Source organism: Stenotrophomonas sp. YJH_SMC_119 (genome assembly GCF_059368315.1).
Map to the genome: position 1 here is coordinate 11507 of NZ_JCAFRP010000001.1, position 19307 is coordinate 30813.

16 protein-coding genes and 1 tRNA gene are annotated in these 19307 nt (G+C 67.8%); 10 read left to right on the forward strand and 7 right to left on the reverse strand.

Annotated features, from left to right (window positions below; genetic code table 11):
* On the forward strand, positions 1-1071 hold the full coding sequence (gene queG, locus AC5P6S_RS00055; protein WP_049417534.1) for a tRNA epoxyqueuosine(34) reductase QueG: 1071 nt from the start codon (positions 1-3) through the stop codon (positions 1069-1071).
* A 44-nt stretch (positions 1072-1115) separates the two neighbouring features.
* A complete protein-coding gene (gene xseA / locus AC5P6S_RS00060) occupies positions 1116-2447 on the forward strand; it encodes an exodeoxyribonuclease VII large subunit (protein WP_005410399.1) in 1332 nt (443 codons plus the stop codon).
* Between the two features lie 540 nt (positions 2448-2987).
* Here xseA and AC5P6S_RS00065 read toward each other — a convergent pair.
* Both AC5P6S_RS00065 and AC5P6S_RS00070 read right to left on the reverse strand, forming a co-directional pair.
* Positions 2988-3884, reverse strand: coding sequence for a M48 family metallopeptidase (locus tag AC5P6S_RS00065; RefSeq protein ID WP_049448381.1), 897 nt, complete (start codon positions 3882-3884; stop codon positions 2988-2990).
* A gap of 88 nt (positions 3885-3972) precedes the next feature.
* The gene (locus AC5P6S_RS00070) at positions 3973-5865 is read right to left on the reverse strand and encodes a formylglycine-generating enzyme family protein (RefSeq protein ID WP_099527712.1); all 1893 of its coding nucleotides are present in this window, start codon (positions 5863-5865) and stop codon (positions 3973-3975) included.
* 84 nt (positions 5866-5949) lie between these two features.
* Here AC5P6S_RS00070 and rnd point away from each other — a divergent pair, with 84 nt between their 5' ends.
* From rnd to AC5P6S_RS00085, 3 genes are all read left to right on the forward strand, one after another.
* Complete coding sequence (rnd, locus tag AC5P6S_RS00075) at positions 5950-7029, forward strand: ribonuclease D (protein ID WP_059034936.1); 1080 nt, start codon at positions 5950-5952, stop codon at positions 7027-7029.
* Between the two features lie 68 nt (positions 7030-7097).
* Positions 7098-7325, forward strand: a complete 228-nt coding sequence (locus AC5P6S_RS00080; protein WP_232092418.1) for a hypothetical protein — start codon at positions 7098-7100, stop codon at positions 7323-7325.
* Between the two features lie 245 nt (positions 7326-7570).
* Positions 7571-9643: a DUF4034 domain-containing protein gene (locus AC5P6S_RS00085; RefSeq protein ID WP_099527711.1), complete on the forward strand. Its 2073-nt coding sequence runs from the start codon at positions 7571-7573 to the stop codon at positions 9641-9643.
* Between the two features lie 88 nt (positions 9644-9731).
* Here AC5P6S_RS00085 and AC5P6S_RS00090 read toward each other — a convergent pair whose 3' ends face one another.
* A complete protein-coding gene (locus AC5P6S_RS00090; RefSeq protein ID WP_049395557.1) occupies positions 9732-12062 on the reverse strand; it encodes a TonB-dependent receptor in 2331 nt (776 codons plus the stop codon).
* A gap of 180 nt (positions 12063-12242) precedes the next feature.
* Positions 12243-12824 (reverse strand): TetR/AcrR family transcriptional regulator, encoded by a 582-nt coding sequence (locus AC5P6S_RS00095; protein ID WP_099527710.1) that lies wholly within the window; start codon positions 12822-12824, stop codon positions 12243-12245.
* Positions 12825-12925: 101 nt separating this feature from the next.
* Between AC5P6S_RS00095 and AC5P6S_RS00100 the strand changes: the two genes are divergently transcribed.
* The 4 genes from AC5P6S_RS00100 to AC5P6S_RS00115 all read left to right on the forward strand — a co-directional run bounded on the left by AC5P6S_RS00100 (position 12926) and on the right by AC5P6S_RS00115 (position 15982).
* Positions 12926-13981 (forward strand): sugar phosphate isomerase/epimerase family protein, encoded by a 1056-nt coding sequence (locus tag AC5P6S_RS00100; protein ID WP_049429325.1) that lies wholly within the window; start codon positions 12926-12928, stop codon positions 13979-13981.
* A gap of 21 nt (positions 13982-14002) precedes the next feature.
* A complete protein-coding gene (locus tag AC5P6S_RS00105) occupies positions 14003-14896 on the forward strand; it encodes an alpha/beta fold hydrolase (RefSeq protein WP_329755486.1) in 894 nt (297 codons plus the stop codon).
* Positions 14886-15812, forward strand: coding sequence for an alpha/beta hydrolase (locus AC5P6S_RS00110; RefSeq protein ID WP_329754463.1), 927 nt, complete (start codon positions 14886-14888; stop codon positions 15810-15812). The genes AC5P6S_RS00105 and AC5P6S_RS00110 overlap by 11 nt, the downstream gene beginning before the upstream one ends.
* Positions 15813-15906: 94 nt before the next feature.
* A tRNA-Ala gene (locus tag AC5P6S_RS00115) sits at positions 15907-15982 on the forward strand.
* A 61-nt stretch (positions 15983-16043) separates the two neighbouring features.
* On the opposite strand, the gene AC5P6S_RS00120 is transcribed toward AC5P6S_RS00115, so the two are convergent.
* Both AC5P6S_RS00120 and AC5P6S_RS00125 read right to left on the reverse strand, forming a co-directional pair.
* On the reverse strand, positions 16044-16217 hold the full coding sequence (locus tag AC5P6S_RS00120) for a hypothetical protein (protein ID WP_005414043.1): 174 nt from the start codon (positions 16215-16217) through the stop codon (positions 16044-16046).
* A 104-nt stretch (positions 16218-16321) separates the two neighbouring features.
* Positions 16322-17083: an SDR family oxidoreductase gene (locus tag AC5P6S_RS00125; RefSeq protein ID WP_049395563.1), complete on the reverse strand. Its 762-nt coding sequence runs from the start codon at positions 17081-17083 to the stop codon at positions 16322-16324.
* A gap of 132 nt (positions 17084-17215) precedes the next feature.
* On the opposite strand from AC5P6S_RS00125, the gene AC5P6S_RS00130 reads away from it, so the two are divergent.
* Complete coding sequence (locus AC5P6S_RS00130) at positions 17216-18058, forward strand: bifunctional transcriptional activator/DNA repair enzyme AdaA (protein ID WP_065183450.1); 843 nt, start codon at positions 17216-17218, stop codon at positions 18056-18058.
* A gap of 73 nt (positions 18059-18131) precedes the next feature.
* Here AC5P6S_RS00130 and curA read toward each other — a convergent pair whose 3' ends face one another.
* The gene (gene curA, locus AC5P6S_RS00135) at positions 18132-19157 is read right to left on the reverse strand and encodes an NADPH-dependent curcumin/dihydrocurcumin reductase (RefSeq protein ID WP_495204423.1); all 1026 of its coding nucleotides are present in this window, start codon (positions 19155-19157) and stop codon (positions 18132-18134) included.
* Between the last annotated feature and the right edge of the window lie 150 nt (positions 19158-19307).

A 19307-nucleotide genomic window follows, 5' to 3' on the forward strand; every position in this document is an offset into this window, starting at 1 on the left:
ATGTCCCCCGTCCCCGCCCCTGTCGATCCGGCCCAGGCCGTGCAGCGCATCCGCGAACTGGCCCGTGCGCATGGCTTCCAGCGCTGCGGCATCGCCGGCATCGAGCTGGGCGAGGATGAGGCGCACCTGGCCGACTGGCTGGGCCAGGGCCTGTACGGCACGATGGACTGGATGGCGCGCCACGGCACCCTGCGCGCGCGCCCGGCCGAGCTGCTGCCCGGCACCGTACGGGTGATCTCGGTGGGCATGGACTACAGCCACAAGGACGACACCGAAGCCTGGGCAACCCTGGCCGACCCGGGCCGCGCCTACGTGGCCCGTTACGCCTTGGGCCGCGACTACCACAAGCTGATGCGCAACCGCCTGCAGAAGCTGGCCACGCAGATCAACGATGAAGTGGCACCGCTGGGTTACCGCGTGTTCGTCGATTCGGCCCCCGTGCTGGAACGCGCACTGGCGCGTAACGCCGGGCTCGGCTGGATCGGCAAGCACACCTGCCTGATCGACCGCCATGGCGGCTCCTGGTTCTTCATCGGCGAGATCTACATCGACATCCCGCTGCCGATCGATGCACCGGCCACAGCACACTGCGGCACCTGCACGCGCTGCATCGATATCTGCCCGACCCAGGCCATCACCGGCCCGCAGCGGCTGGACGCGCGGCGCTGTATTTCCTACCTGACCATCGAGCACGACGGTGCCATCCCCGAAGACATGCGGCCGTTGATCGGCAACCGCATCTACGGCTGTGACGACTGCCAGCTGGTCTGCCCCTGGAACAAGTTCGCCAAGCGTACCGACGAAGCCGATTTCCGCGCGCGCAACAACCTCGACACTGCCCGTCTGGACCAGCTGTTTGCCTGGGACGAAGCTGAATTCCTGCGCCGTACCGAAGGCAGCCCGATCCGGCGCAGCGGCCATGAACGCTGGCTGCGCAACATCGCCGTGGCACTGGGCAATGCACCGTCCTCGGCCGAAGCGTTGGCCGCGTTGCATACCCGCGTCGATGATCCCTCGCCGCTGGTGCGTGAACACGTGCAGTGGGCGCTGGGCCAGCACACGGTGCGCTGACGTGCGATCCTGAGCCCCCGTTCCGCCCGCAGCACGCCGTTCCCATGCAGCCACGCAACAACGACATCCTCACCCCCAGCCAGCTCAACACCCTGGCCCGCGACCTGCTGGAAGGCAGCTTCCCGGCGATCTGGGTCGAGGCCGAACTGGGCAGCGTGGCGCGTCCCGCCTCCGGGCATCTGTATTTCACCCTGAAGGATGCGCGTGCGCAGCTGCGCGCGGCAATGTTCCGGATGAAGGCGCAGTACCTGAAGTTCGTGCCGCGCGAAGGCATGCGCGTGCTGGTGCGCGGCAAGGTGACCCTGTACGACGCCCGTGGCGAGTACCAGATGGTGCTGGACCACATGGAGGAAGCCGGCGAAGGCGCGCTGCGCCGCGCGTTCGAAGAGCTGAAGGCACGCCTGGAGGCCGAAGGCCTGTTCGACCCGGCACGCAAACGGCCGCTGCCGGCGCACGTGCAGCGCCTGGCGGTGATCACCTCGCCCACCGGCGCCGCCGTGCGCGACGTGCTGAGCGTGCTCGGCCGCCGCTTCCCGCTGCTGGAGGTCGACCTGCTGCCGACCCTGGTGCAGGGCAGCAGCGCCGCTGCACAGATCACCCGGCTGTTGCAGGCTGCCGACGCCAGTGGCCGCTATGACGTGATCCTGTTGACCCGCGGCGGCGGCTCGCTGGAAGACCTGTGGGCGTTCAATGACGAAGCCCTGGCCCGTGCGATCGCCGCCAGCCGCACGCCGGTGGTATCGGCGGTGGGCCATGAAACCGACTTCAGCCTCAGCGACTTCGCCGCCGACCTGCGCGCACCGACGCCATCGGTGGCGGCCGAACTGCTGGTCCCGGACCAGCGCGAACTGGCCCTGCGCCTGCGCCGTACGGCCGCGCGCATGGTGCAGCTGCAACGGCATGCGATGCAGCAGGCGATGCAGCGTGCCGACCGCGCCCTGCTGCGCCTGAACGCACAGAGCCCGCAGGCGCGGCTGGACCTGTTGCGCCGCCGCCAGCTCGATCTGGGCCGGCGCCTGCATGCGGTCTTCAACCAGCAGCAGGAGCGCCGTGCCGCACGCCTGCGCCATGCGGCCGCGGTACTGCGCGGGCACCATCCGCAACGCCAGCTCGACGCGATGCAGCGCCGCCTCGCCGCCCTGCGCGGGCGGCCGCAGGCAGCGATGCAGCGTCTGCTGGAGCGCGATGCACTGCGACTGCGCGGACTGGCGCGTTCACTGGAAGCGGTCAGCCCGTTGGCCACCGTGGCCCGTGGCTACAGCATCCTGACCCGCACTGACGATGGCACGCTGGTACGAAAGGTCGACCAGGTGCAGCCAGGTGACGCGCTGCAGGCCCGCGTTGGCGACGGCGTGATCGACGTGCAGGTCAAGTAAAGGGGGGGGCGGCAGGGCTGCGCCCTGCACCTGCAGAGGCTTCAAGCAACGGCCGAAGCAACAGCCAAAGCGGCTCTGGATTGCTGATGGTTTGGCGGGGCGGTGTGGCTGTGCAGGACACGCCGTAAACCCATCCCTGGGGGCTCGATGGCGCCATCCATGGCGCCAACGGTCCTGCACAGCCACACCGCCCCACCCTCGACAGTTTCCCGATGACGGTCGGTAGATCCACGCCATGCGTGGATGAATCTCTGTCAGATATCGAATCAATTCGGGGTCAGATCCGTTTTCCGTAGGAAAACGGATCTGACCCCACGCCATTCCGACAGATCGCGAGAATCTGTCGAAGGCGGGGTGGGTCCGGTTGCGGGAGTGTCCGCGGCATGGATGCCGCGGCCAAGCCTACACGGACGTACTTGCGGCGCCTCCCGCAACCGGACCCACCCCGCCATCCCACGGAATGCACGCTGTTGCTGTTGCTGCTGCCGGCCAGCGGCCGGCACTACCGCGGGTGCAGGGCTGCAAGCCCTGCCGCCCCCCTTACTTTGCCTGCTCGCAGAATTTCTGCCGGTACTCGAGCGCCTTCGGCATCAGCGCCTGCAGGTTCTGGATGCGGGTGCCCGGGTTCGGGTGGGTGGAGGCAAACTCCGGTGGCGACTGGCCGCCGCTGGCCTGGCCCATGCGCTGCCACAGCGGCACCGCCTCGCGGGGATCGAAGCACGCCGCTGCGGCCAGCATCAGCCCCACTTCATCCGCCTGTGTCTCGTGGCTGCGCGCATACGGCAGCAGATACCCATAGCCCATCGCCGACATCATCATCTGTTGCTGCTGCGCATCCATGCCGCTGGCGGCGCCGGCCACCTGCCCGATCTGGGTCAGCTTCTGCTGGGCCATGCGCTGTGCACCATGGCGCAGCAGCGCATGGGCGATCTCATGCCCCATCACCACCGCCATCGCATCGCGGGTGCGTGCTACCGGCACCAACCCGGTGTAGACCGCCATCTTGCCGCCCGGCAGGCAGAACGCATTGGCCTGGTCGGACGGAATCACATTCACTTCCCACTGGAAATCCCGCGCGAAATGCGCCGGCTGCACGCCGTGCTCCTGGGCCAGCGCGGTCTCCACCACATCGACCTTGGCAATCAGGCGCTGGGCGATATCGCGCACGTCGCGCGCGATCGGTGCATTGGGGTCCATCGGCCGTTCCTGCGACAGGATCTGCTGGTAGGCCTGCAGCCCCAGCGCGGTTTCCTGGCGCGCGTCCAGGCTGCTGTCGATCATCACCTTCTCGCCGGTGTACGGATCGACCGTGCGGTTGGAGAACCAGTAGAACAGCGCATAGCCGGCGGCCAGCAGCAGCACCCACCAGCGGATGTTGCCGAACAGGCCACGCCGCTGTGGGCCTTGCGACGAGCGGGAGAAGGGATCGTTGCGCATCGGGGGACTTCCTGCTGGCCCCGCCGGCTGGCGGGCACGGCGCAATCTTAGTGCGCCGCTGCCCGCAGCGGGTGAAGCCGGGTGCCGCTCAGATGCCGCGCACCAGGCGGAAGCCGATGCGGGCGTTGGTGGTATCCGAATCCTGGGATTGCCGCCAGGCCGCGCGGGTCTGCTCGGGGGCATTGGCCCAGTTGCCACCGCGGATCACCCGCGACCGGCAGCCCGGGTTGAACCAGGCGACGCCATCGGACGGTGCGCGGCGGTAGCTGGCATGCCAGCAGTCGGCCACCCATTCGCTGAGGTTGCCGCCCATGTCGTGCAGACCGAAGGCATTGGCCTGGAAGCTGGCCACCGGCGCCGGCCCCCACCAGCCATCGCCGTACCCGATAAACGCGTTGTGCCAGTGCCGTCCCGAAGGCGAAACGTCCTTGCTGCCGGTGAAGTTGCCGCTGCCTGGCGGCGGCACGCCGGCATCGCCCCACGGATAGCGGCCACTGCTGCCAGCGCGCAGCGCGTACTCGAACTCGGCTTCGCTGGGCAGCCGGTAGCTGCGGCCAGTCTGCTCGGACAGCCACGCTGCATAATTCTCGGCATCACGCACACTGACGTGCATCACCGGCGAGTTGCCCAGCGCGCGACCGCCGTCGTAGTCGGAACGCCAGTCCACGCCGCTGCGGCGGATGAAATTGCCGCTGCGTTCGTCGTAGACCACCGAATGGCCACGCCGGGTCGCGCGCGGGCGCGCATTGGAGGCTTTCACGTAGCGCTCGAAATCGCTGACGGTGATCTCGGTGATCGCCATGGCAAAGCCGCGATCGAAGCGCACGTAGTGCGACGGACGCTCGGCATCACTCGAGCCCGGCTCGGCATCGCCTGCACCCATCTGGAAGCCACCGTGGGGCACCACCACCATCTGCGGTCCGCGCCCCCCATCGCGCATCGCATCACTGAACACCTGTCCCGGCCGGAAGCTCCCGTAATGGGTGGCCAGGTCGATGCGCTCGCGAAGCTGTCCCACCACTGCATCACCCGGCAGAGCGATGCGAAGCGCCTCGGCCAGCTTCTCGCGCGCCGGCTTCAGGCCTTGTGGCGTGGCAAGGTCACGCAGTCCGTCATCACGCAGCTGCAGCAGCGTGGCGGCGCGGATCTGCTCGATGCGTTCGAAGGCATCGGCGATCGTCGGTGACGAATCGCGCACTTTGCTGGCTTCGGCCAGCCAGGTACCCGCACTGGCAAAATCGCGCGCCCGAGCAGCCTGTTCGGCACGGCGGATCAACCCGCTCTCGGCTGCGGCCAGGCCCTGCCGTGCGCGGCTGTTGTCTTCATCCAGCGCCAGCGCTTCACGGAAGTTGCCGATGGCACCGTCGCCATCCTCACCGATACGGTCCGAGCGCAGGTCCTCCTCGCCAGCACGGTTGTAGGCCACCACCCGTTGCGCCAGCTCCGCCCGCGCCTGCAGCGCACGCACCTGCTCGTCCTTCGGCGACAGGGTCAGCAACACCAGTGCCTGGCGGCTGGCCTCGGCCAGCGCCTCGCGCTGCTTCAGCGGCCGCACCAGCAGGGCATCGGCCAGCTGCTGCAGTCGCTGGCGGGCACGCTGCAGGCCCAGCCGGGCCTGGCGGTCATCCGGGTCTTCTTCCTGCACCGCCAGCCACAGCGGAATGGCGGCATCCGCATCTTCATAGAGCCGGCCTTCAGCGAACGCCTGCTCGGCGGCGCGCCGCAACTGGGCAAGGCTGCGGCCCTGGCGGTCCACCCGTGGCGGCGTCCACTGCTGTACGTCCTCGGCGGCATCTTCACCGGCGATGGTCACGCTGCCCTGCCCGGCCTGCGAACTGGCATTGGCGCCGGTGTCGGCGCCCTCGGCCGCGCGCGCCTCTTCGCTGGCGGCCCGTTCCGCCGGCGCGGACGGCGACGGCGTGCAGCCGGCCAGGGCCACGGCCAGGGCGGTGCACAACACGGGCGACAACGGAAAACGCAAGCAGAGCCTCCTTCGGCACAGACGCGGACCGACGTTAGGCTATTCTCCCCTGCCTGAGCAAACCCGAGTAGTAGGCCCTGACCCGTGGCAACCTGGATCACCACCCCCGCCGAGCTGGATGCGTACTTCCAGCAGCGCCCGACCCGCATCGGCCTGGACACCGAATTCATCCGTGAACGCACCTTCTGGCCGCAGCTGGCCCTGGTGCAGATGGCGGTCGGGCAGGACATCCTGCTCATCGACCCGCTGATTCCCGGCATGACCGAGGCGCTTGCGCATTGGCTGGCCGATGAATCCATCACCAAGGTAATGCACAGCGCCAGCGAAGACCTGGTTGCCTTCAAGTGGGCCTGCGGCGTGCTGCCGCGACCGCTGTTCGACACCCAGATCGGGGCGTCGCTGGCCGGCATCGGCGGCGGCATGGGCTACCAGAAGCTGGTGGCGGAGATCACCGGAGTGGCGCTGGCCAAGGGCGAGACCCGCTCGGACTGGATGCGCCGCCCGCTGTCCGAGTCGCAGCTGCAGTACGCCGCCGACGATGTCGAGCACCTGTTCGCACTGCACGACGCCATTGATGCCAGGCTGCAGGCGCTGGGCCGCCAGCAGTGGTTGCACGACGATGGCGAGCGCCTGCTGGCCAGCGTCGCCAACGATGAAGATCGCTGGCCGCACCTGGCGATGCGCTCGGCACAGTTCCTCGATGCCTCCGCGCAGCACCGCCTGTTGCGCCTGCTGCGCTGGCGTGATGTGCAGGCACGCAGCAGCGACCGCCCGCGAAGCTGGATCCTGGACAACGAACTGGCCGCCACTCTGGCGCGCACGCCTCCGGCCGACGAGGCAGCGCTGGGCAAGCTGTTCGAGCAATTCCCAAAGGCACCGCGCAAACTGGCCGGCGCCGTGTGGCAGGCGCTGTCCACGCCGCTGGCCGACGAAGCCGACGCGCCGCTGGCGCTGCCGGCCAACGACAGCAACAAGCAGGCGCTGAAGAAACTGCAGGATGCCGTGGCCGAACGCAGCCGCGAACTGGGACTGCCAGATGGCATCCTTGCCTCGCGCAAGCACCTGGAAAGCTATCTGGAACGTCGCCAGTGGCCCGCCGCACTGGCCGGCTGGCGCCAGCAGGAACTGGAGTCGCGCCTGCAGGCGCTGCTGCCGGGGAACTAGCAACCCGCATCGGCCGCCTCACGGGGCGGCCCTGCCAATGCTCGACAAGGACATTGCTGCGTGCCTGCATGGCCCTCTTCCTGCATGTCACGATGGATGATCGGCTCGCTGCTGCTGGCCAGCAGCACCCCTGCATGGATCGCAGCAGCCAGCTCAACGCCTACGCGGCATTGACGGGCGGGCTGGATCTGGCCCGTTCGGTTCACTACCTCGCGCTTTCGGCACGCCTGATCGAACAGGCCCCCGCTGCCAGCGAGCAGGACAAGCTCGAACCCTGGCTGCATCCGCACGCCTGATGCACGGCTATTTCCCGGAATCGAGGCGTAGAGACAGGGCCAGGGCACACTCGCCTACCGGCCCGAGCTGCTGCTTGCCTTTCCGCTGCACATGGACGATCCCAACGCGAACGCCTGTTCCGGGTGACGGGATTCACCTTCAAGCCTCCTGCTGAATGCCACCGGCACGGCAGCCGCATGTCCTACTTGCCGCCTCTAACGACCGCGCTTCTAATGTCCAGCCTCGTACTCGCCGGATTGCAGCAATGACAAACGGATTTGCAAAAGACGGGCTTTCCCCCGAAGACCTTGCCTGGCGCGTGCAGGCGCGCACTGCGCTGCAGGAACGGCGCTATGCCGAACTGGATGCGTTGCTTGCTCCACATGAGCTGGCCTGGCTGCAGGGAGAGAATGCGCTGCCCGGCATCCGCTGGCGGCTGCGCAACCTGCACGACGCTACGGTGACGCTGGAAGCCCGCCTGCAACAGGCCCAGCAGTGGGCCTCGGCCGCCCCCGGCAGCTACTACGCCTGGCTTTGCCTGGGCGCCTGCTGGCAGGACGCTGCCGGCGAACTGCGCAGCGCCGATGTTGCCGCACTGGTCGAAGACAGCCAGTGGCTGGCGGCGCAGCTGGCCCGCGACCATGCCGTGCACGCCTACCTGCAGGCGATGCCGCTGTCGCCACGACCTGCGTTGGCGCTGGATGGCATCAAGCGCATCACCAGCTACCTGCGCGAACCGAACTGGCTGCGTGCGCTGCAGGCCGGGGAACCCGCCGCATCCGATGACGCCACGCTGGCCGAGCACTACCCTCAAGCCTGGCCAAAGGCATTGCAGCTGCTGTCGCGCTTCGGCACGCCGTTGCAGACGCTGCCGGATACGCTGCCCCCGTTGCTGCGCGAGCGCAGCCAGGACGATTTCGACGCACCACTGGCGTACTGGATGCGCCTGGTGCTGGAGCAGCGCCCGGACGATCTGGCCACGCTGGAAGACACCCTGTACTTCCTGTACCCGCGCTGGGGCGGCAGCCATGAGGCGATGGAGAACTTCATCGAGGGTGGCTGGTGCCGTGGCCTGGAACTGGCGCAGAGCAACGCGCTGCGGTGGCACAAGGAGCAGGACTGGATGGGCGATCTGCCCCACCGTGAGGATGCTGAGGCCGTGGCCGCGCACGAGCGCGCCTACACGCAGATCCTCGACTGGCACCTGGACCGCCACCTGCGCGCGCAGGTGCTGGCCCAGCGCGCCGGGCTGCGCTACCGGCTTGGCCGCGTTGAAGACAGCGAAGGCGTCGTGCAGTGGGATCCGGACCACATGCAGGCGGTGCTTGAAGATCTGCAGCAGGCATGGACCTTGGACCGCGATGTGGTCCTGCATGAGGGGCTCAGCAACCTGGAGGCCTGCACCTGGTTCGCCCATGTCGACGGTGCCGAAGCACTGTTCGCACAGGTGGTGGACTATGCCGCGCGCGAAGGCGATTCGGCGATCGGCCTGCTCTGGGCCGCCACCGCCATCGAGCATGGCCTGCTCGGCCAGGCCAGCGACCCGACACGCGCCAGTGTCCTGCTGCAGCGCGCGTTGAAGCTTGCGCAGCAGGACGACACCTCGGCGGTGACGTTCGCCGCCAATCTGTTCTGTGATGTTTCGCAAGCCGCAGGCCTGTCGCTGCTGCAGCGCATGGCGGACGATGGCGACGCCGGCGCGATGTCGGCGCTGTGCGACCTGTACAAGGGCCGCCTCGGTGGCCGCGACCAACCGCAGTTCGCCGATGTGGAAAAGGCCGCCTACTGGCAGGAGCGTGCGGTGGAAGGCGGCGACCTGATCGCCACCTACAACCTGGCCGTACGCCTCGTCGCCGCAGGCGGCGCGGAGAATGAAGCGCGTGCGCGCGAGCTGTACCTGCGCTGCCTGGATGAGGCCGAGGCCGGCGAGCGCGTGTGGGGCCCAACCTGCCGCAACCTGGCCTGCCTGGCATTCGATGGCCGGAACGACGCGCACAAGCGCGAAGCGGTCGAACGCGCCTTGATTCCACTGTGGTGGCGCGGCGACGACGACGACAAGCTGTGGGCTGCCGGCTATCTGGCCGACATCTACCACTTCGGTAACGGCGTCCCGGCCAATGCATTCCTCGCTCTGACCTGGCTGCAGCGTGCCAGCGAGATCGATCCGGAGTATGTGGACGTGGTACGCATGGCACCGCTGATCAACGGCGAAGGCCGCTGGTTCGGTGCCAGCCGCGCACGCAAGCAGCAGGAACAGGACCGGCAGCAGGTGGACAGCGCCACTTGGGCCCTGACCTTCGGCCAGCGCAGCCAGGACAGCAACCTCACTGCAGTCTGAAGCAACGAAAAGGGCGGCCCGGATCACCGGGCCGCCCTTTGCATTCCAGCAGTGCGATGGCGGGATGCCCCGCCATCGCGACAGCGCATTACCAGTTCATGTTCAGCGAGACACCGACGGTACGCGGTTCGTTGTAGACCGCGGCCATGTAGTTCTCGATCACGCCCTTGAGGTTCTTCTCATTGGTGATGTTGCGCGCGAACAGCGCCACTTCGTAGGCACCGTAGTTGCCCGAGTAGCCGATCTTCAGGCCACCCTCGAAGTCACCCTTGGAGTTGAACTCCTTGCTGTCGTACAGCACGAAGCTGGTGTAACCCTGCTTGTTCCAGTCGGTGGACACGAACATGGTGCCCGCGTCGCTGACCGGGAAGTCGTAGCGGGCGGCTAGGTTGACGTTGTACTTCGGCGCGTTCGGCAGCGGGTTGCCGTCGATCTGGGCGAAGGTGTTGGCACCGACCTTGATGGTCGGGTCACCGACGGTGCAGACCACCTGGCCGTTGAGGCCGCAGACCTGCGCATACACGCGCTTGTCCTTGATCTCGCTGTGCAGCAGGCTCAGGCCGGCGCTCAGGGTCAGGTTCGGGATCGGGCGCAGCTCCATGTCCGCTTCGAAACCGTAGGCCTTGGCCTTGTCGGCATTGAACAGCACGCCATTGCCGTCCGAATCGTTGCCGTTGAGCTGGATGTCGTTGACGGTGTAGGTGAACGCGGTAGCGTTCAGGCGCAGGCGGTTGTCCCACAGGCTGCTCTTCACACCCGCTTCCCAGGACAGGATGGTCTCGGAATCGGCGGTGGTGAAATCGGCGTTGAACACCGCCGAACGCCCCTGGATGGTCGGGCCGCGGAAGCCACGCGCGACCTTGGCGTAGACGCTCACGTCCGGCGTGATCTGATACATCGCGCTCAGATCCCAGCTCGGGGTGGTGTCGGACATCCTGACGTCGGTGCGGCCCTTGTAGGTGACCACGCCAGCGGCAGTGTCAGCGGTCTTCAGCAGGCGGGTGTGCTTTTCGTCCTTGGTCTGGCGCAGGCCGGCGGTGACAGTGAACTTGTCGGTGAAGGCGTAGCTCAGCTGGCCGAAACCGGCCCACGAGGTGTTCTTGTTGCGCAGGCGCACCCAGTTGTTCGGATTGCGGGCCGCGCCCTGCAGGAACCACGCGCGCTGGTAGAAGTCGGTGGTGTCGCTGCCGTTGAAGTAGAACGCACCGGCCTGCCACTGCAGGGCGCTGTCATCATGGCTGGCCAGGCGGAATTCCTGGGTCCACTGGTCCAGGTCACGGATGCGGCCCATCGACTGGCCGTAGCCGTTCGGCACGCCGTTGACCGGGAAGTTCACCGCGGCGCCGCCGTCGGTGTCGCCGCGGCTGTAGCCGGAGGTGGTTTCGTAGGCGGTGATCGAGGTGAAGTCGATCGCGCCGAAGTCATAACGCGCCTTCACCGAACCGCCGTAGGTCTTGTAGGCCTGCGGGTTGTTGTCGGCTTCGTCGTAGGCGACCTTGTCACGCGGCACGTCGGTCTTGTTCGAGCCCTTGGTCAGCGCACCGCGCAGGAACAGGGTCGAGGTGCCCTCGTAATCACGGGCGTGGGCCGAGGCCAGGATCGAGAACTGGTCGCTCGGGGTCAGCAGCAGCTGCGCGCGTACGTTGCGGTCATCGAAGCCGCCCATGGCGTTCTTCTTTGGGCTGACCGTGCCGTCGGCGCTCGGGCCGCGGTAGGTGTTGTCGACGTAGTCGTCGCGGTGCTGGTACAGGGCCGACACGCGGAACGAGGCGATGTCGTTGATCGGGCCGCCGAAGCCGCCGTCGATCGACACGCTGTTATAGGTCGCATAGCTGGCACTGACGCGGCCGGTGTAATCCTGGGTCGGCTTCAGGGTGTCGAACTTGACGATGCCGGCGGTGGTGTTGCGGCCGAACAGCGAACCCTGCGGGCCGCGCAGCACTTCCACCTGGTCGACGTCATAGACCGGGTTGGACTTCAGCACCACGTGCTCCAGCACCACGTCGTCCTGGATGATCGACACCGGCTGCGAGGCACCCAGGTAGAAGTCGATGTTGCCCAGGCCACGGATGTAGAAGCGCGGGAAGATGCGGCCGGTGGTGGTTTCCGCATACAGGCTCGGCACGCGGCCGGACAGCGCCAGCAGGGTGTCATCGCCGCCGGCGGTGAAGTCGCGCATGCGCTCGCCCTGCACCACGCCCACCGAGACCGGCACTTCCTGCAGGTTCTGCTCGCGGTGTTCGGCGGTCACGGTGATCGTGTCCAGCCCGGTCGGGGTCGGCGCGCTGTCCTGCGCGGCGGCACCGAAGCTGCCGACCAGAGCCAGGCCGGCACAGGCCAGGGCCAGCGGATGGCGGCGGAAGGAAACGAAGGAAGACGACATACCCGACAGGCGGCGGGAATCGGAATGGGAGGGCATGAAATGCTCTGAGGAGGCGTCCGTGCGGCCTGCGCGAGCCGGGCGGCAAAAGGGAGGAGAACTGCGCAAGCCGCCATTATCCCCCAAATTGTTACGATTTCGTTGCGCGACCTCCAAGCCCGGCGAAACCAGCGGTTTCGGCACAGTCGCCGGGCATTCCGCACGCCCTGAAGGCTTGACTCAGGGCAGCGGCCCCAACGCCACATCGACCATCGCCAGCAGTCGCTCGCGGCTGATGCCGTCACGCGCCTGCACCGAGATGCCATGCAGCACCGTGGCGAAGTGGTCACCCAGCGCCTGCACCGCCGCGTCGTCGGCCAGCTCACCCTCGGCCTGCGCCTGCTGCAGCCGCGCGATGATCGCCGCCGTGCGCTGGCGACGATGGCTGGCCAGCCAGTCCCGCACGCCCTCGCCATCAGGCGAAACGCTGCTGGCCGAGGACACCACCAGGCAGCCATGCGGACGCCCACGGCGGGTGTAGGTCAGCACCGCCTCGCGCAGCATGGACCCGATCGCCTCGCGCAGCGTGGCCTGCTCCAGCGCGCGCGGCGCGAAACCACCCTCGCCCTCTTCGTACAGCGCAACGGCTTCGCGGAACAGCTGCTCCTTGCTGCCGAACGCGGCGTAGATGCGTGCAGAGGCAATGCCCAGCGTTTCGACCAGTGCCGACATCGACGTGCCTTCGTAGCCGTGCTGCCAGAACAGCAGCATCGCCTTGCGCAACGCCTGGTCCCTGTCGAATTCGCGCGGTCGCCCTGCCATCTGCCTGCCTGCTCCAGTGAGGCGCGCAGTGTAACGCGGGTGTTGACCATCGCGAGGGTCGCGCCTATTCTTTGTCGACCGACAAATAATTGGAGCAACACATGCAGACCCTCAAGGGCCCCAGCCTGCACCTGGCGCAGTTCGCCGGCGACCAGGCCCCGTTCAACTCACTTGCCAGCATTGCCGAGTGGGCCGCTGGCCACGGTTTCAAGGCACTGCAGATCCCGGCCTGGGATGCACGCCTGTTCGACCTGGCCACCGCTGCCGACAGCCAGGACTACTGCGACGACATCCGCGGCACCCTGGCTGAGCACGGCCTGCAGGTCAGCGAGCTCACCACCCACATCCTCGGCCAGCTGGTGGCCGTGCATCCGGCCTACGATGAACTCTGCGATGGCTTCGCGCCGGAAGCACTGCGCGGCAACCCGAAGGCGCGCAGCGAATGGGCGCAGCAGCAACTGCACCTGGCCGCCCGTGCCTCCCGCCGGCTGGGCCTGCAGGACATGGGCACCTTCTCCGGCTCCTTCGCCTGGCCGTATCTGTTCCCGTTCCCGCAGCGCCCGCCGGGCCTGATCGATGCCGCCTTCGACGAACTCGCGCGCCGCTGGCGGCCGATCCTCGATACCTGCGAGGACAACGGCATCAACCTCTGTTACGAGATCCATCCCAGCGAAGACCTGCATGACGGCACCAGCTTCGAGCGATTCTTCGAGCGAGTCGGCCAGCACCAGCGCTGCCGCATCCTGTTCGATCCCAGCCACTTCGTGCTGCAGCAGCTGGACTACCTGGAGTACCTGGACATCTATCACCCGCTGATCCGCATGTTCCATGTCAAGGATGCGGAGTTCCGTCCCAGCGGCCGCCAGGGCATCTATGGCGGCTACGCCGACTGGACCGAACGGGCCGGTCGCTTCCGCTCGCTGGGCGATGGCCAGGTCGACTTCAAGTCGATCTTCTCCAAGCTGGCCCAGTACGACTACCAGGGGTGGGCGACGCTGGAGTGGGAGTGCTGCCTGAAGGACCAGGAAGCCGGTGCACGCGAAGGCGCTGCATTCATCCGCGACCACATCATTCCGGTCACCGACAAGATCTTCGACGACTTCGCCGGTGCTCCGATCAGCACCGCGCAGATGCAGCACATGCTCGGCATCGCCTGAGCCCCCACGGAGCACTCCCCCATGACCCCTTCCCTTCCCGCTGGCGCTGCCGGCGACGACGCCCTGCGCCACCACTACCTGCGCATCGATGGCCAGCGCGTGCATTGCGTCTCCGCCGGCCACGGCGAACCGGTGCTGTTGATTCCCGGCTGGCCGCAGACCTGGTATGCCTGGCGCCATGTGCTGCACGCCCTGGCCCAGGCCGGTTTCGAAGCCATCGCGGTTGATCCGCCGGGCATCGGCGAATCTGACCGCCCTGCCCACGGCTACGACACCGGCAGTGCCGCCGCCGTCCTGCACCAGACCATGCGGGCGCTGGGCCACGAGCGCTACCAGGTGGTCGGCCATGACATCGGCATGTGGATCGCCTATGCACTGGCCAGCGACCAGCCGCAGGCGGTGCGCCAACTGGCGGTCACCGAAGCGGTGATTCCCGGCCTGGCGCCGGAACCGGGCATCTTCGCCGCACCGGCCGACAACATCTTCCTCTGGCATTTCATGTTCAACCAGGTGGCCGACCTGCCCGAGGCACTCATCAGCGGTCGCGAGCGCGCCTACCTGGAATTCATGTTCGACCGCTGGTCGTACCGCCGCGACGCGGTGGCTGCCGATACCTACATCGCCGCCTACAGCCGCCCCGGCGCACTGCGGGCCGGCTTCGCCTGGTACCGCGCGATTCCGGAAACCATCCGCCAGAACAAGGAACGTGCGCAGCGCCGGCTGGCGATGCCGGTGCTGGCCATCGGCGCCGAGCACGCCACCGCCGATGCGCCGATGCTCACCCTGCAGCCACATGCCGATGACGTGCGCGGCAGCATCGTGCCGGGCTGCGGCCACTTCATCATGGAAGAAGCACCGCAGGCGTTCCTGGCGCAGTTGCTGCCCTTCCTGCTGGAGGCACGCCATGCTGCTTGAACCGGCGCTGCAGGAGTTCGTCGACGCCGTCGCCGCCCATGCGCTGCCGGAAGACCTGCGCGAACTGCGGGTGATCAGCGAGAGCGCGCTGCCACAGTTGCAGGGAGCACCACAGGCCGTCGCACACGTGATCGAGCACACGGTAATCGCGCGCGACGGGCATGCGTTGGAGCTGCGTTTCTACACGCCGGAAGGGCTGCCCGATGGACCGGTACCGGCTCTGCTGTTCGCCCACGGTGGCGGCTGGTTCCAGTGCTCGCTGGCGGTCTATGACGGCCCCTGCCGGGCATTGGCCAATGCCAGCGGCTGCGTGATCGCCGCGGTCGGCTACCGGCTGGCGCCGGAGCACCCGTTCCCGGTTCCACTACATGACGTCGCCGACGCTTGGCGATGGTTGCAGGCCAATGCGGATCGCCTCGGCCTGGACCCACAGCGCCTGGCAATCGGTGGCGACAGCGCCGGTGGCAATCTCGCCGCCGCCTGCTGCCTGCTGCTGCGCGAACGGGGCCTGCCGCAACCGTGCCACCAGCTGCTGCTGTACCCGGCGCTGGATGCTGGCATGGGCAGCGATTCCTATCGGGACTACGCCACGGGCTATTACCTCAGCGCTAAACTGATGCAGCGCTGCTGGCAGGCCTATCTGGGTGGTCTGGCCCAACCGTCGGCGCTGGCCTCGCCCGCCCACGCAACCGACCTGCAGGGGCTGGCACCAGCCACCATCCTCAGCTGCGAGCACGACCCGCTGCGCGACGAGGCCGAGCAGTACGCGCATCGCCTGCAGGCTGCGGGCGTCGATTGCACGCAGGAGCGGCTGCTGGGGATGATCCACGCCTGCATCCACCTGCAGGCGGTCAGCACCGCCACTGCAGTGGCGGCACAGCGCGCGGGAGATCTGCTGCGCCAGGCCCTGTCCTGAACCGGCTGGGGACGGCGTCAGATCCACGCCTGCCGCCGTCCCGGGCCAACGCTTGGCAAGCCCGGCAGGCAGCGCTACACTGAAAGCCTGCCGTGGGGCCATAGCTCAGCTGGGAGAGCGCGTCGTTCGCAATGACGAGGTCAGGAGTTCGATCCTCCTTGGCTCCACCACTTTTCAGAAGAACCCGCAGATCCTCGCGATCTGCGGGTTTTTTCTTTTCCGGGTGCTGGCTCAGGCAGGCTCCTGGCCGCCATCCTTGCGCTGCGGGCTGCGCGAATGCGTATCGCGCACCTCTTGATCGCGCTGCCCCGGCCGCTGCCTGGCCACATCGTCCTGCTTCCTGTCCTGGCGGCTTTCCTGCACGCCCTGCTTCGGATCGTTCTGGCGGTTGCTGCGCACGTTCATCGAACACTCCCTCGCCGGCGGAAAGCCCGCGCTGGCCTCCACGCTAGAGACTGCCGGGTAAGCCGCAGGTCAACCTGCCGCCAACGCCGCGTGCAGCCGCGCACTCAGGTCCGCGTGATCGACACCCCGCCCTCCACGCGCATCGCGGTGCCGGTAACGAAACTGCTTTCGTCGCTGGCCAGGAACAGCGCCGCGTTGGCGATCTCCTCCGGCTCGGCCATGCGCTTCAGTGCGTGCAGCGAGCGCACGAAGTCGCGCGCATCGCCGGTCGGTGCCGCCTGCCGGCCCATCTCGGTATCGGTGCCACCGGGCAGCAGCACGTTGCTGCGCACGCCGCGCGCACCGTATTCGGCGGCGATCACCTGGCTCAGGCCGATCAACCCGGCCTTGCTCGACGCATAGGCCGCCATGCCGGGGAAGCCCACGGTGTGGCCGACAAAAGTGCCAACAAACACCAGCGAGCCGCCGCCGCGCGCCAGCAGTGCCGGCAACTGCGCACGTGCGGCATGGAACGCGGCATCCAGATTGGTCGCCATCACCTCGCGCCAGGCGTCCACCGGGAACTCCGCTGCCGGCACGCCCGGCCCGAGCATGCCGGCATTGTTGAGCGCGATGTCCAGGCCACCAAATGACTGCCGGGCCAGATCGACCAGTGCCGGGGCCGTGGCCGGATCCGCCACGTCGGCGGCATGCACCACCACCTCGCCACCGGCGGCGCGAATCTGCTCGGCCAGCGCCTGCAGCGGCTCCGGCCGCCGAGCGTTGAGCACCAGCTTCGCCCCTTCGGCGGCGAAGCGCAGCGCGCTGGCGCGGCCGATGCCGGCGCTGGCTCCGGTGATGAGGGCGATCTTGTTGTTCAGGCGCATGGTGGCAGTACCGGTTGTGAAGTGGCCGCCACGATGCCGCGCATCTCCCCTGCCGACACTCCGTTTCCGGGCCTGGCCCGTCGGTGCAGGAAACGGAGTTTCCGCAGCACCGGCACGTGCCAGAATCCGGCCATGGACAGTACCGCCACCACCGCCTTCGATGCCCGCGTCGAACGGGTCTGCCGCCATCTGCAGGCCAGCCTCGACGAACCCTCGCTGCAGGAACTGGCCGACATCGCAGGCTGCAGCCCGACCCGCCTGCATCGCCTGTTCAAGGAGGCAACCGGGCTGACCCCGAAGCAGTACGCTGCGGCACTGCGCGCCGACCGCCTGCGCACTGGGCTGCAACAGCAGGAACGCATCACCGATGCCTTCCACGATGCCGGCTTCGGTTCCAGTGGGCGCTTCTACGAGAACGCACCGAAATTGCTGGGCATGACTCCCAAGCAATGGCGCGCAGGTGGTCGCGGCGAAGTCATCCACTTCGCGCTTGCCGAAAGCTCACTGGGCAGCGTGCTGGTGGCCAGCAGTGCCACCGGCGTGGTTGCGATCCTGCTCGGCGACGATCCGGAGACACTGCTGCAGTCATTGCAGCAACGCTTCCGCCAGGCCGAACTGGTCGGTGCCGACCAGGGCTATGAGCAACTGGTGGCACAGGTGGTGGGCCTGGTCGAGGATCCTTCGCGCGGCGCCACGCTGCCGCTGGATATCCGCGGCACCGCGTTCCAGCAACGGGTGTGGCAGGCACTGCAGCAGATTCCGCGCGGGCAGACCGCGTCATATGCGGATGTCGCCGCGCGCATCGGCGCCCCGCGCTCGAGCCGCGCGGTGGCCCGCGCATGCGCGAGCAACCCGCTGGCGGTGGCGGTGCCCTGCCACCGCGTGGTGCGCCGCGATGGGGACCTGTCCGGCTATGCGTGGGGCGTAGCGCGCAAGCGCGAACTGCTGCGCCGGGAAAAGGCCTCGACTGCCTGAAGCAGGTACCGACCTTGATCGGCACGCTCAGCTTCCGGTAGGTGCCGACCTTGGTCGGCACGCCGCCAAGCCCTCAATCCAGCTTCACCACCAGCTTGCCGAAGTTCTGCCCCTTCAGCAGCCCGAAGAACGCCTCCGGCGCATTCTCCAGCCCTTCCACCACATCCTCGCGGTACTGGATGCGGCCCTCGCGCAGCCACTGCGGCATCTCGCGCTCGAAGTCCGGCCACAGGTGGTTGAAGTCGTGCACGATGAAACCGCGCACGGTCAGGCGCTGGCGCAGGATCTGGCTGAACAGTGCCGGCAGCCGATCCGGGCCAGGCTGCTCGACACCACGATCGTTGTAGGTGGCGATGGTGCCGCACACCGGGATGCGGGCGAAGTCATTGAGCAGCGGCAGCACCGCATCCAGCACGTGCCCGCCCACGTTCTCGAAATACACGTCGATGCCGGCAGGCACTGCCGCGCGCAGTTGATCGGCAAAATCAGCCGCGCGATGATCCAGCGCCACGTCCACGCCCAGCGTCTGCAGGTAGGCACGCTTGGCTTCACCACCGGCGATGGCGACCACGCGCGCGCCCTGCAGCTTGGCCAGCTGGGCGACGGTCGCGCCCACCGGCCCGGTCGCGGCAGCCACCACCAGCGTCTCACCCGGCTTCAAACGGGCGATTTCGTGCAGGCTGGAATAGGCGGTGAAGCCGGGCATGCCATATACCCCCAGCGCCGTACTCAGCGGCAGTCCGGCCGGGTCCAGGCGGCGCCCCAATGCCTTGGCCGGCAGCACCGCATGGGTCTGCCAGCCGCCCGGCGCCAGCAGCAGCTCACCTGTGGTTACGCCCTCGGCGTGCGACTGCAGCACCTCGGCCACGGTCTGCCCTTCCATCACCGCGCCCACCGCCACCGGCGCGGCATACGAGGGGCCCTCGTCCATGCGTCCACGCATGTACGGGTCCAGCGACAGGTAGCGGTTGCGCAGCAGCACTTCGCCATCCCCCAATGCCGGCAGCGCAGCCTGTTCCAGGCGGAAGTTGGCCGCGCTTGGTGCGCCCTGCGGACGCGAGGCCAGCACGATACGGGAGGTAGCGAGGGAATCGGACATGGTGACCGGCTCTGCTGTTGCCAGCATCAGGAAAGGAATGCCGACACTACGCCGCGACGATCGCCGGCAACGGCCATGAAAACAGCGTTCCATGGACCGGCGCGGCGCGGGTCCGGCGCACCCCTTGCCCTTGCAGCTTTGGCGATTGCG